The sequence below is a fragment of the Streptomyces kunmingensis genome, assembly GCF_039533535.1.
GTDB classification, from domain to species: Bacteria; Actinomycetota; Actinomycetes; order Streptomycetales; family Streptomycetaceae; genus Streptomyces; species Streptomyces kunmingensis.
The window spans coordinates 192,554-204,720 of the sequence record NZ_BAAATS010000006.1; the positions used below are offsets into that span (position 1 = coordinate 192,554).

Annotated in this window: 12 protein-coding genes; 3 read left to right on the forward strand and 9 right to left on the reverse strand. The window is 73.0% G+C overall.

What is annotated here, in order from left to right:
• Nucleotides 1-41: 41 nt before the first annotated feature.
• The gene (locus ABD366_RS09215; protein WP_324770228.1) at nt 42-791 is read right to left on the reverse strand and encodes a LytR/AlgR family response regulator transcription factor; all 750 of its coding nucleotides are present in this window, start codon (nt 789-791) and stop codon (nt 42-44) included.
• Nucleotides 792-870: 79 nt separating this feature from the next.
• Between ABD366_RS09215 and ABD366_RS09220 the strand changes: the two genes are divergently transcribed.
• Nucleotides 871-1,557, forward strand: a complete 687-nt coding sequence (locus tag ABD366_RS09220) for a zf-HC2 domain-containing protein (RefSeq protein WP_344441447.1) — start codon at nt 871-873, stop codon at nt 1,555-1,557.
• A 47-nt stretch (nt 1,558-1,604) separates the two neighbouring features.
• Here the strand turns inward: ABD366_RS09220 and ABD366_RS09225 are convergent, their stop codons facing one another.
• Together ABD366_RS09225 and ABD366_RS09230 are read right to left on the reverse strand one after the other, a co-directional pair.
• Nucleotides 1,605-2,468 (reverse strand): Fpg/Nei family DNA glycosylase, encoded by an 864-nt coding sequence (locus ABD366_RS09225; RefSeq protein WP_324770352.1) that lies wholly within the window; start codon nt 2,466-2,468, stop codon nt 1,605-1,607.
• 164 nt (nt 2,469-2,632) lie between these two features.
• On the reverse strand, nt 2,633-3,559 hold the full coding sequence (locus tag ABD366_RS09230; RefSeq protein ID WP_324770351.1) for a PRC and DUF2382 domain-containing protein: 927 nt from the start codon (nt 3,557-3,559) through the stop codon (nt 2,633-2,635).
• Nucleotides 3,560-3,833: 274 nt separating this feature from the next.
• On the opposite strand from ABD366_RS09230, the gene ABD366_RS09235 reads away from it, so the two are divergent.
• A complete protein-coding gene (locus ABD366_RS09235; protein ID WP_324770350.1) occupies nt 3,834-4,079 on the forward strand; it encodes a hypothetical protein in 246 nt (81 codons plus the stop codon).
• A gap of 56 nt (nt 4,080-4,135) precedes the next feature.
• Here the strand turns inward: ABD366_RS09235 and ABD366_RS09240 are convergent, their stop codons facing one another.
• Entirely contained in the window at nt 4,136-6,250 is a 2,115-nt protein-coding gene (locus tag ABD366_RS09240; protein WP_324770348.1) for a SpoIIE family protein phosphatase, read from the reverse strand.
• Between the two features lie 209 nt (nt 6,251-6,459).
• Here ABD366_RS09240 and ABD366_RS09245 point away from each other — a divergent pair, with 209 nt between their 5' ends.
• The gene (locus ABD366_RS09245) at nt 6,460-7,866 is read left to right on the forward strand and encodes a lipase maturation factor family protein (protein WP_324766804.1); all 1,407 of its coding nucleotides are present in this window, start codon (nt 6,460-6,462) and stop codon (nt 7,864-7,866) included.
• On the opposite strand, the gene ABD366_RS09250 is transcribed toward ABD366_RS09245, so the two are convergent.
• From ABD366_RS09250 to ABD366_RS09270, 5 genes are read right to left on the reverse strand one after another with little or no spacing between them, the layout of a single operon-like run.
• Entirely contained in the window at nt 7,827-8,696 is an 870-nt protein-coding gene (locus ABD366_RS09250) for an amidohydrolase family protein (protein ID WP_324766803.1), read from the reverse strand. The two genes, ABD366_RS09245 and ABD366_RS09250, sit on opposite strands and share 40 nt — an antisense overlap.
• The gene (locus tag ABD366_RS09255; RefSeq protein WP_324766802.1) at nt 8,693-9,007 is read right to left on the reverse strand and encodes an L-rhamnose mutarotase; all 315 of its coding nucleotides are present in this window, start codon (nt 9,005-9,007) and stop codon (nt 8,693-8,695) included. Before ABD366_RS09255 ends, ABD366_RS09250 begins: the two co-directional genes overlap by 4 nt.
• Nucleotides 9,004-9,999, reverse strand: a complete 996-nt coding sequence (locus ABD366_RS09260; RefSeq protein ID WP_324766801.1) for an aldo/keto reductase — start codon at nt 9,997-9,999, stop codon at nt 9,004-9,006. Before ABD366_RS09260 ends, ABD366_RS09255 begins: the two co-directional genes overlap by 4 nt.
• A 5-nt stretch (nt 10,000-10,004) precedes the next feature.
• Nucleotides 10,005-10,775 (reverse strand): SDR family NAD(P)-dependent oxidoreductase, encoded by a 771-nt coding sequence (locus ABD366_RS09265; protein WP_324766800.1) that lies wholly within the window; start codon nt 10,773-10,775, stop codon nt 10,005-10,007.
• Entirely contained in the window at nt 10,772-12,127 is a 1,356-nt protein-coding gene (locus tag ABD366_RS09270) for an L-fuconate dehydratase (RefSeq protein WP_324766799.1), read from the reverse strand. Before ABD366_RS09270 ends, ABD366_RS09265 begins: the two co-directional genes overlap by 4 nt.
• Nucleotides 12,128-12,167 lie beyond the last annotated feature (40 nt).

Below are 12,167 nucleotides of genomic sequence, written 5' to 3' on the forward strand. Positions count from 1 at the left end.
GTGTAGGCAGGCCGGGGCGGCCGAAGGAAGGGGCGGCCTCGTCAGCCGGTGGCCCGCCGCATCAGCAGTTCCCGTACGCGGCTCGCGTGCCGGCGGCTCACGGCGATCTCGGCGGCGCCGACCCGGACGGTCATGCCGCCGCCGTCCAGGCGGAGTTCGTCGATGCGGTGCAGGGAGACGAGGTGGCTGCGGTGGACGCGGACGAAGCCGAGCGCCTGCCAGCGCTCCTCCAGCGTGGTCAGCGGGATGCGGACGAGGTGGCTGGCGCCGTCCGCCGTGTGCAGCCGGGCGTAGTCGCCCTGCGCCTCGGCGTACGTGATGTCGGCGACGGCCACGAGGCGGGTCACGCCGCCGAGCTCGACGGGGATGCGGTCGGCGACGGTGGCCGGGGGCGGGGCGCTGGCCGCGCGTTCGGCGACCCGGCGGACGGCTTCGGCGAGCCGCTCCCTGCGGACCGGCTTGAGCACGTAGTCGACGGCCTTCAGGTCGAAGGCCTGCACGGCGAAGTCCTCGTGGGCGGTGACGAAGACGACCAGGGGTGGGCGGGCGAACCCGGCGAGCAGGCGGGCCACGTCGAGTCCGGTCAGGCCCGCCATCTGGACGTCGAGGAAGAGCACGTCGATCGAGCCGTCGCCGCCGGGGCCGTCCTCGAGGGCACGCCCGATGCGGCGCAGCGCCTCGGTGGCGTCGGTGGCGCCGTCCGCGCTGCGGATGCGCGGGTCCGCGCGCAGGAGGTAGAGGAGTTCGGCGAGGGCGGGTTCCTCGTCGTCGACGGCCAGTACGCGCAGCATGCGGCGGAGTGTAATCGGGTGGTCGCTTGAGTGAATCGGGCGCCGGGTGCGTACCGGTGGGCGAGAGCGGGAGGAACGCATGAGGTCCCTGGAACGGCATCGCGACGCCGGCGCCTACGCGCTGGGGGTCCTGGACGCGGCGGAGCGGTTCCGCTTCGAGGACCATCTCGTGGAGTGCGCGGTGTGTGCAGCGCGGTTGCACGAACTCGGCCCGGCGGCGGGCGCGTTGGGGGTGTACGCGCGGGCGACGCCGCGGTGCGTGGAGCTGTTCGCGCGGCCCGCGCCGACGCTGGTGGAGCGGGCCGTCGACCGGCTCGGCGCGCTGCATCGCGCGGCGCGGCGACGGCTGTGGGGCGCGGCCGTCGCGGCGGTGCTGCTGCTCGGGGCGGCCGGGCAGGGCGCCGCGCTGCTCGCGCCGGGCACGGGCGAGGATCCGGCGGCGCTGACGCTGCGCGGCCGGGATCCGGCGACCGGGGTGGCCGCGACGCTCACCGCGGACGAGCGGGGGTGGGGCACGCAGGTGGGCCTGGAGGTGCGTGATCCGGGCGGGCCGCGGGTCTGCGAGCTGGTCGCGGTGGGCCGGGACGGCGGCGAGCAGACGGTGGCGAGCTGGTCGGTGCGGGGCGAACGGGACCGGGTCACGGTGGAGGGCGGGGCCGCGGACCGGCCCGGCGAGATCCGCCGCTTCGAGGTGCGGGCGACCGACGGCGACCGGCTGCTGGCCCTTCCGGTCCCGGGTGACCGGGGCGTGGGCGGTCCCGGGTGATCAGCACAGGGCGGTCCGGGGGCCAACACGGGGCCGATCGCGGGTGGTTACTTCAGCAGTCGTGACATCCGCCGGTCCGCGAGCGGTTTGCCGCCTGTCTGGCACGTCGGGCAGTACTGCAGCGAGCTGTCGCTGAAGCTGACCTCGCGGACCGTGTCGCCGCAGACGGGGCAGGGTTCTCCGGCCCGCCCGTGGACCCGCAGTCCGCTCTTCTTCTCGGCTTTGAGGCGGCCTGCGGCGACCCCGCGGGAACGCTCCACGGCGTCGGTGAGTGTGTCGCGCAGCGCCTCGTAGAGCGTGTGGACGTCGTCGGGGGTCAGTGTCGTCGTCGGTTTGAACGGGGACATGCGGGCGACGTGCAGAATCTCGTCGCTGTAGGCGTTCCCGACGCCCGCGATCAGCGACTGGTCGCGCAGCGCGCCCTTGATCTGGCGCCGCTCGCCGGAGAGCAGCTTCGCGAACGCGGCCTCGTCGAAGTCGGCGGCGAGCGGGTCGGGGCCGAGGCGGGCGACGCCCGGTACGTCGCCGGGGTCGCGGACGACGTACACGGCCAGCTTCTTCTTCGTGCCGGCCTCCGTGAGCTCGAAGCCCTCGCCGGTCTCCAGCGCGACGCGCAGCGCCAGTGGCCCCTTACCGGGCTTCGGGGGCCCGTCGGGGAGGCGGTCCTTCCATTGCAGCCAGCCCGCGCGGGCCAGGTGCGTGACGAGATGGGGGCCGTCGGCGGTGCCGATGTCGAGGAACTTGCCGTGCCGCGTCACGGACGTCACCGGTTGCCCTTCGAGGGCGGTGAGCGGCGGGTCGTACGTCTTCAGGACACTGATCGCGACCGGCAGGACCCGGGTGATCTCGTGCCCCACCAGATGCTCGGTGAGGAAGTCCTTCAGCGCTTCGACCTCGGGCAGTTCAGGCATACGTCCAGGGTGCCACCGAAGAGGCCGGGCGGCCGCTCCGACGGGTCCGGTGCGCGTACGGCACCCAGGCCGGTGCGTACAGCACACAGGCCGGTGCGTACAGCACACAGGCCGGCGGGCCCGGCTTCACAGCCGGGCCCGCCGAACCTTCCGGGGAGGAGGCGTCAGTGACGCGGCCCGTGGCCCGGACCCGACTTGCCGTCACGGGGCATGCCCTTGCCCTCGCGGGGCATGCCCTTGCGGTCGGCCTCGGGGGTGTCGTACTCGATCTTCTCCTTGCGGACCGTGCCGGAGACCTCGTCCGTCTCGGTGACCTTCTCGGTCTCGAGGCGGACGCGCTCCACCGGGATGGTCTCCTTGCTGACGACCGCGCGCTCCGCGTGCAGCGTCACCTCGGTCTCGGCTTCGCCGATGTTCGCGCCCTTGGCGTCGCCCTCGCGGATCGGCTCACGTACGACGCGAACCTCCTCGTGGGAGATGGGGACGGAGGTCGTGACGTTCTCCGTCTCGACGACCTTGCGCAGGTGGGCCTGGCCGACCTCCTGCTCCTCGGTGCCGACGCGCAGGCGCTCCTCGGAGCGGATCATCTCGTCCTTGCCGTCGGTTCCGGCACCGGAGCGCATAGCGGGCTCACGCGCACCGGCACCGGCGTGCCGCCCGTGCTGCGTCTCGCCGCTCATGCCCATGCCCATACCGGCCGCCGTACCGGCACCCGCGGCGCCGCGGGTGCCCATGCGCCCGGTGTCCCCGGTAGGGGTCGCCGCCGGACCCTGGAGGCCGTAGTGCGCGTAGAGCTCCTGCTTCTCGGCCTGGTCCAGGTGCTGGTCGGCATCGACGCGGGGCGCGTCCTTGACGGCCTCCTTGGTGTAGGCCACCTTCAGTGAGTCGTCACCGCCGCGGCTGGCGCCGGCCAGGGGGACGAAGCTCTCCTTCATGCCGAAGAGGCCCGTCTTCACCGTCACCCAGTCCGCTCGGCCCGTCGCGTCGTCGAGATAGACCCGCTCGATGCTGCCGATCTTCTCTCCGGTGCGGTCGTACGCCGTGAGTCCCACGAGGGCATCGGGGGTGTTGAAGGTTTCGCCCTGCGTCATGCTCGATCACTCCCTCCGGAACATGGGGGCGAACGGGGATCGCCGCATCGACCATGTGCCTCGTATCCCATGGCGCGGCCTGACCGGCATCGATGCAACACGGGGCTTCACTGCGTGTAGTCGGCAGGCCGGGCAGGACGCCCGCTCCTGGTGCGGCAGAGCCGGTGTACCCGTCATCGGGGCCGTATTCCCGAATGGGCCGTACGGGTGAACGGTTGCGGTTTACTACTCTCATGATCCAGCGCCTTTCCCGTCGCCGGGCGATGCTGTGGACGTGACCACCCCGCCCGGCAGATATCACCTGAGCCTCACCATCGACGGCGCTCACGTCCTCGACGGGTGGTGGGACGACCCGGACACCGCCGAATTCAAGTTCGGGGACATGCGGAAGGAGCACGAGGCGAACGCGGGTGCGCGCCTGCTGCTCACCGAGTGGGACGACGGCCGTGAGTGGCCGCTGCGCGAATGGCCGGCGCCGCCCGGCCGAGAGCCCGCCTTCGAGGCTCTGGGTCACGGGTGACGCGGCTCTGGGTCACCGGTGAGGCGGCCCTGTGTCAGCGGTGACGCGGCCCTGTGTCACGGGTGGCGCGCGGGGACCACGAACTCGCACCACACGCACTTGCCGCCGCCGCGCGCCTCCACGCCCCACACGTCGGCGAGCCGGTCGACGAGGAGCAGGCCGCGCCCGGAGACACCGGCGTCCCCGGCCTCACGGCGGCGCGGCAGGGCGCTGGAGCTGTCCTCCACGTCGACCCTGAGCCGGCGCTCGGCCCCGGTCAGCACCCGCAGGGTGACGACGGCCGGCCCGTCCGTGTGCATGAGGGCGTTGGTGACGAGTTCGTCGGCGACGAGTTCGACCTCGTCGGCGCTGTCGCCGGCGCCCCAGGCGCGGACGGCGGCCCTGATCATGTGCCGGGCGGCGCTCAGCGCCTCGGGGTCGCCGGGCGGCACGTGCTCGGTCAGCCGGCCGCCGCTCTGCGGGGCGCCCGCGTCCCGGCGGCGCAGGAGCAGCAGCGCCACGTCGTCCTCGCCGCCGCGCTCGTCGACGGACTCGCACAGCCGGTCGGCGAGCTGGTCGACGTCGGCGGGGCCGGTGCCGATCAGCGCGGTGAGGGCCCGCAGACCGTCGTCGAGGTCGGCGCCGGGCTGCTCGACGAGGCCGTCCGTGCAGAGCAACAGCGTCTGCCCCGGGTCGAGTTCGGCGGTGGTCACCGGGTAGGCGAGCCGACCGAACTCGGCGGACAGGCCGAGCGGCAGGCCCCCGTCGGCGGGCAGCCTGCGGCAGGTGCCGTCGGTCAGGCGGAGCAGCGGGTCCAGGTGCCCCGCGCGCACGATCTGGACGACACCGGTCGACAGGTCCGCCTCCGCGTACAGGCAGGTCGCGAAGCGGTCGGTGTCGAGTTCGTGGAGGAAGACGGAGGCGCGGGCCATGACGGTCGCGGGGGTGTGCCCCTCGGCGGCGTACGCGCGCAGCACGATGCGCAGCTGGCCCATGACGGCGGCGGCGTGCGTGTCGTGCCCCTGGACGTCGCCGATGACGGCGCCGACGCGGCCGCCGGGCAGCGGGATCACGTCGTACCAGTCGCCGCCGATGTCACGCCCGAGGGACTGGCCGGACGCGGCACGGTAGCGCACGGCGATGTCGGCGCCCGGCACGGCCGGAATGGTGCGCGGCAGCATCGCCTGTTGCAGTCCCTGGGCGAGGTCCTTCTCCTGCTCGTAGAACATGGCGCGCTGCAGGCTCTGGGCGATGCTGCTGCCGAGGGCCACGAGCACGTTGCGCTCGGACTGGGTGAAGCCCTTGCGGTCGTGGTAGAGCAGGCCGACGGCGCCGATGGGCCGGGCCTGCGCGATGAGCGGCAGGTAGGCGGCCGAGCGGATGCCGAGGTGGGTGATGTGCGGCCACAGCACCGGGTAGGACTCGGCGAAGTCCTCGGGCGACTCGATGAAGCGGGGCTTGAGGGTGCTGACGACCTCGCCCATGGGGTACGGGTCGTCGATGCGGGTGACGTGGGTGCCGGGCACGAAGCTGCCGGAGGGGCCTTCGGCGACCAGGTGGATGCGGCCGGCGCGGACCAGGCCCATGACGAAGCTGGTCGCGCCGAGGTGCTCGATGCCGTGCGTCTCGCGCAGGACGTCGATGACCTCCTTGACGGTCCGGGCGTGGGCGAGGGCGGCGGTGGTGCTCTGTACGACGCTGGTCTCGCGGCGCCGGACGGCCTCGCGGGCGGCGCGTTCGTGCTGCACGGTGGCGTCGTTGAGCTCGTCGGTGGCGTCGCGCACGATGCCGACGATGCGGCGCGGGTGGCCGGCCCGGTCGCGGCGGATGTAGCCGCGGGTGTGGGTCCAGCGCAGCTCGCCCTCGCGGGTGCGGATGCGGAAGTACGCGCCGTAGTTCTCCTCGCCGCTCTTGAGCGCCTGGGACACGAGGGCGTCGAGCCGGCTGCCCTCGCCCGGCGGGACGCGCAGTGCGAGGGTCTCGGGGCGGTCGTCGTACTCCTCGGGGCCGATGTCGAACACCTGGTGGGCGTTGGCGTCCATGTGCATCAGGCCGGTGTCGAGGTCCCATTCGAAGCCGCCCATGCGCAGACCGCGGCCGTACGTCTCAAGGAATCCGCGCGCGGAGTCGTCCGGGCCCTCCCCACCGGGGGAATGGCCGGGCTCCTCGCCGCCCCCGCTACCCGCGTCCATGGGGCCCACGCTAGGCGCAGCTTCAGGGGGCCGCATTCGGGACGAGGGCCGCGCGCAGCCGCTCGAGGAGGGCTCGCGCGGCGGGGCTCGACGGGCCGGCGCCGCGCCGGGCGCGGGCCGGCCGGGCGCGGGCCCGGGGCTCCGGCAGGGGCGGGGCGCGCCGCTGCGGCTTCGTGACCTCGGCGGGCGGGTCGGCGCAGACTGAGGGCGTGAACTGGTTCGGTGCCACCGACTACTGGCTGAGCCGCCTGGTGTTCCAGCGCGGCCTGGCCGCCGTGTATCTCGCCGCGTTCGTCGGGGCCGCGCTCCAGTTCCGGGCGCTGATCGGGGAGCGCGGGATGCTGCCGGTGCCGCGGTTCCTGGCACGGGTGCCGTGGCGGCGGGCGCCGACGCTGTTCCGGCTGCACTACTCCGACCGGTTCTTCGCCGGGTGCGCGTGGGCCGGGGCCGTGCTCGCGGCGGCGCTGCTCGCGGGCGCGGACGGGCTGCTGCCGCTGTGGGGCGCGATGCTGCTGTGGCTGGCGCCGTGGGTGCTGTATCTGTCGATCGTGAACGTCGGCCAGCTCTGGTACGGCTTCGGCTGGGAGTCGCTGCTCCTGGAGGTCGGCTTCCTCGCGGTGTTCCTCGGCAACGACGAGGTGGCGCCGCCGGTCCTCGTCCTGTTCCTGCTGCGGTGGCTGCTGTTCCGCGTGGAGTTCGGCGCGGGCCTGATCAAGCTGCGCGGCGACGCGTGCTGGCGGAACCTGACGTGCCTGTACTTCCACCACGAGACGCAGCCGATGCCGGGCCCGCTGAGCTGGTTCTTCCACCGGCTGCCGCGCCCGCTGCACCGGGTGGAGGCGGCGGCGAACCATGTGACGCAACTCGCGGTGCCCTTCCTCCTGTTCACGCCCCAGCCGGTCGCCACCGCGGCGGCCACGCTGATGATCGTCACCCAGCTGTGGCTGATCCTGTCGGGCAACTTCGCGTGGCTGAACTGGCTGACCGTCGTGATCGCCGTCGCCGCCCTCGACCTGAGTCCGCTGCACGCCCGCCGCGACCTGCCCGCGGCTCCGCTCTGGTACGAGATCGTCGTGCTGGCCGTGACGGTGCTGGTGGCGGTGCTGAGCCGGCGGCCCACCCGCAATCTGCTGTCCCGCCGCCAGTCCATGAACCGGTCGTACGACTCCCTGCACCTCGTCAACACGTACGGGGCCTTCGGCACGGTCGGCCGGGTCCGCCAGGAGATCGTGATCGAGGGCACCGCCGACACGACTCCTCGGCCCGAATCCGATTGGCTGGCCTACGAGTTCAAGGGCAAGCCCGGTGATCCGCGCCGGCTTCCGCGGCAGTTCGCGCCGTACCATCTGCGGCTCGACTGGATGATGTGGTTCGCCGCGCTGTCGCCGGCGTACGCCCGCCCGTGGTTCGACGGGCTGGTCGAGCGGCTTCTGGAGGGCGACCGGGACACGCTGCGGCTGCTGCGGCACTGCCCCTTCCCCGACGCGCCGCCCGCCCACATCCGGGCCCGCGTCTACCGCTACCGGTACACGACGTGGAGCGAGCTGCGCGCGACGGGGGCGTGGTGGGAGCGGACCTACGTGCGGGAGCTTCTGGCACCGACCCGGCTGAGGTAGACGCGCCGGGCCGTCCCGGCGAACACGTCCTCGTCCGAACCGCCCACCAACTCCCGAGCCACATCGATGACTTGCTCGTACGTCACCGCGAGTGTGCAGACCGGCCAGTCGGAGCCGAACATCACGCGGCCCGGACCGAACGCGTCGAGGACCGTCTCGGAGTAGGGCCGTAGCGCGTCGACGGTCCAGGTCGCCCGGTCGGCCTCGGTGACCAGGCCGGAGAGTTTGCAGACCGTGTTGGGCAGGTGCGCGAGCGCCCGCACCTGGGAGCGCCAGGGTTCCAGTTCGCCGGAGGCGATCGGCGGCTTGCCCAAGTGGTCGAGTACGAAGGTCAGTTCCGGGTGCTCGGCCGCGGCTTTGACACAGGCGGGCAGCTGGTGCGGGAGTACGACGAGGTCGTACACGAGCCCGGCGTCGGCCACCGCGGCCAGGCCCCGGCTCACGTCGGGGCGCAGCAGCCACTCGGGGTCGGGCTCCCCCTGCACCTGGTGCCGGAGGCCCACGAGGTGCTGCCCGCCCGGGAGTTGGCGCAACGAGGCGAGCGCATGGGCCACGTCGGGACGGGTCAGGTCGGTCCAGCCGACGACCGCCGTGACCAGGTCACTGCGGTCGGCGAGGGCGAGGAATTCGGGCGTCTCCTCGGCGACCGTGACGGTCTGCACGAGGACGGTGGCCCGGACGCCCGCCGCCCGCGCCTCCGGGGCGAGGTCGTCGAGGGTGAAATCCCTGCGGATGGGCGCGAGTTCGGGACCGGTGATCCAGTCCTGGCCGCGGACCGACAGGTCCCAGACGTGGTGGTGGGCGTCGATGAGGTCCGGGGCCGTCGTCATGGCAGCTCCCAGGCGACGGGCAGGCCCGCCTCCGCGCCGTCGGACGAGTAGTCGTGGGCGACGTCGAGCAGCTCGTCCATCCGGGCCTGCCAGGCGATGTTCACCGGGAGTCTCTCCAGCTCGGCGAGCATCCGGGCGTAGTCCGCGCACTCCAGGACGTGGAACAGGTCGGTGCCGCTGCGCCAGATCGTCCACCGGGTGGCGCCGGCCGCGCGGATGGCGGCGACCAGCTCGGCGGGGACCTCGCGGTGGGCGGCCTCGTACTCCTCGACACGGTCGGCGCGGACTTTGGTGTGCAGGGCGACTCTCACGCGCGGTCCTTCTGTTCGGGGGTGGGGACGTCGGCCGCGAGCAGGTTGCGGTCGCGGGCGTCGGACCAGAACTCGGCGGGCACGGGCGCCTCGAACTGCTCGGCCGTATCCAGGACTTCGTCCACCGAGCGAGTGCCGACGAGGACGCCCGTGACGGCCGGGTGGCCGAAGGGGAAGGCGAGCGCGGCGGCGCGCAAGGTGGTGCCGTGGTGCTCGGCCAGCTCCTTGAACTTCAGGGCCCGCTCCACCACTTCGGGTGCGGCGAGGGCGTAGTCGAAGGTGCCGCCCTGTTTCGGGTCGGCGAGCAGCCCGGAGTTGTAGACGCCGCCGATGACGACGGAGACGTCCCGGGCGGCAGCCGCGGGCAGCAGGCGGGGCAGGGCCCGCTGGTCGAGCAGGCTGTAGCGGCCCGCGCACAGCACCACGTCGACGTCGGTGTCCCGGACGAACCGGGTCAGCATCTTCGCCTGGTTCATGCCCGCGCCGATGGCGTCGACGAGCCCCTCGCCGCGCAGCCGCTCCAGCTCCGGATACGCCTCGCCGAAGACCTGCTCGGCGTGGTCGTCGGGGTCGTGCAGATAGACGACGTCGATTCTGTCGACGCCGAGCCGGCCGAGACTCTCCTCGATGGAGCGGCGCACCCCGGCGGCGCTGAAGTCCCAGACGCGGCGGTGCGTGGCGGGCACGGCGAACCCACTGGCCAGGTCGGTGCCCCCACCGTCGTGGGGCTCCAGGAGCCGGCCGACTTTCGTGGAGAGGGTGTACGAGCCCGTGGGCCGGCTGCGCAGGTACTCACCGAGGCGCCGCTCGGACAGCCCGATGCCGTAGTGCGGTGCGGTGTCGAAGTACCGGATCCCGGCATCCCAGGCGGCGTCGACGGCCGCGTACGCCTCGTCGTCGCGGACCGGGGTGAACAGGTTGCCGATCCCCGCCGCGCCGAAACCGAGCTCCGTGATCAGGACGCCTCCCCGGCCCAGAGTGCGGGTCCGCATCGCCGTCACTGTCCCGCGGGCCGCAGGCGCAGGCCCTGCATGCCGCCGTCGACGGCGAGGGAGGTACCGGTGGTCGCACCGGACAGCGGACTCGCCAAGTAGGCGACCGCGCCCGCCACTTCGTCGGCGGAGACGAGCCGGCCGGTGGGCTGGCGGGCTTCGAGGGCGGCACGCTCGGCGGCCGGGTCGTCGGCCTTGTCGAGGAGCCTGCCGACCCACGGGGTGTCCGCGGTGCCGGGGTTGACGCAGTTCACGCGGACGCCCTCGCGGAGGTGGTCGGCGGCCATGGCGAGGGTGAGGGAGTACACGGCGCCCTTGGACGCGGAGTACAGGGCGCGCTGCGGCAGCCCGGCGGTGGCGGCGATGGAGCAGGTGTTGACGATCGCCGCATGACCGGAGTTCCGCAGCGCGGGCAGGGCGGCGCGGGCCACGCGCACCATGCCGACGACGTTCACGTCCAGGACGCGGTGCCATTCGGCGTCGTCGTTGTCGGCGACCGTGCCTTGCGCGCCGATGCCCGCGTTGTTGACCACGATGTCGAGCCCGCCGAGGTCGGCGACGGCAGCGGCCACGGCGGCCCGCACGGTCGCGTCGTCGCTGACATCGGCGACGTAACCGCGCAGCGGCTTCTCCACCGCGGAGATGTCTAGGTCGAGAACGGCTACGTCGGCGCCACGCGCGACGAGCAGGTCGGCGGTGGCGCGGCCGATGCCGGAGGCGCCGCCGGTGACGAGGGCCTTGAGCCCGGCGAGGTCTTGCGGGGTGGGGCTGGTCATGCTGCGGCTCCGTTCGTGTGCGGCGGTTCGTGCGCGGCCAGGTCCTGCACCCAGAACTCCCCGTCCGGGTAGGTGAATTCGGCGATGGACTCCGGTCGCATGGTGGCGGAGAAGCCGGGCGCGGCCGGCGCCCTGTAGTGACCCTCCTGCATGACGACGGGGTCGAGGAAGTGGTCGTGCAGATGGTCGACGTATTCGATGACGCGGTCGTCGGTGGTGCCCGTCAGGGCGACGTAGTCGAACATGGACAGGTGCTGGACGAGTTCGCACAGGCCGACGCCGCCCGCGTGCGGGCAGACGGGCACGTCGAACTTGGCGGCCAGCAGCAGGATCGCGAGGTTCTCGTTGACGCCGCCGACGCGGGCCGCGTCGATCTGCAGGATGTCGATGGCGCCGGCCTGCAACAGCTGCTTGAAGACGATGCGGTTCTGTACGTGCTCGCCGGTGGCGACCTTGACGGGGCCGACCGCCTTGCGGATCGCGGCGTGGCCGAGGATGTCGTCGGGGCTGGTGGGCTCCTCGACCCAGTACGGGTCGAACTCGGCGAGGGCGCCCGTCCACCGGATCGCCTCGTCGACGTTCCAGCGCTGGTTGGCGTCGATGGCCATGCGGATGCCGGGGCCGATCACCTCGCGGGCGGTGCGGCAGCGCCGGATGTCGTCGGCGAGATCCGCGCCGACCTTCAGCTTGATCTGGGTGAAGCCGTCGGCGACGGCCTGCCGGGCGAGGCGGGTGAGCTTCTCGTCGGAGTAGCCGAGCCAGCCGGGCGAGGTGGTGTAGCCCGGGTAGCCGCGCCCCAGGAGGCGAGCGGTGCGCTCGGCGGCGCCCTCGCGTCCCGCCCGCAGGAGTTCCAGGGCTTCTTCGGGGGTGAGTGCGTCCGCGATGTAGCGGAAGTCGATCTGCCGTACGAGCCACTCGGGTTCCGCGTCGGCGAGCAGTCGCCACAGGGGCTTGGCGGCCCGCTTGGCGGCGAGGTCCCAGGCCGCGTTGACGACGGCGCCGATCGCCATGTGCATCACGCCCTTCTCCGGCCCCAGCCATCGGAGTTGGCTGTCGCCGACCAGGTCGCGGCTGAGGCTGCCCGGGTCGGCGCACAACTCGTCGAGGGAGCGGCCGATGACGTGGTGGCGCAGCGACCGGATCGCGGCGACCTGTACGTCGTTGCCGCGGCCGATGGTGAACGTGAAGCCGTGCCCCTCGTGTCCGTCGGCGGCGTCCGTGCGCAGCACGACGTACGCGGCCGAGTAGTCGGGGTCGGGGTTCATCGCGTCGGAGCCGTCCAGTTCCCGCGAGGTCGGGAACCGGATGTCGTAGGTGTCGACCGCGGTGACGCGCGGGGTGGTTGCGGGCACGGGTGGTTGCCTTTCGGGCAGGGGTGAGGGCTGCGTGCGG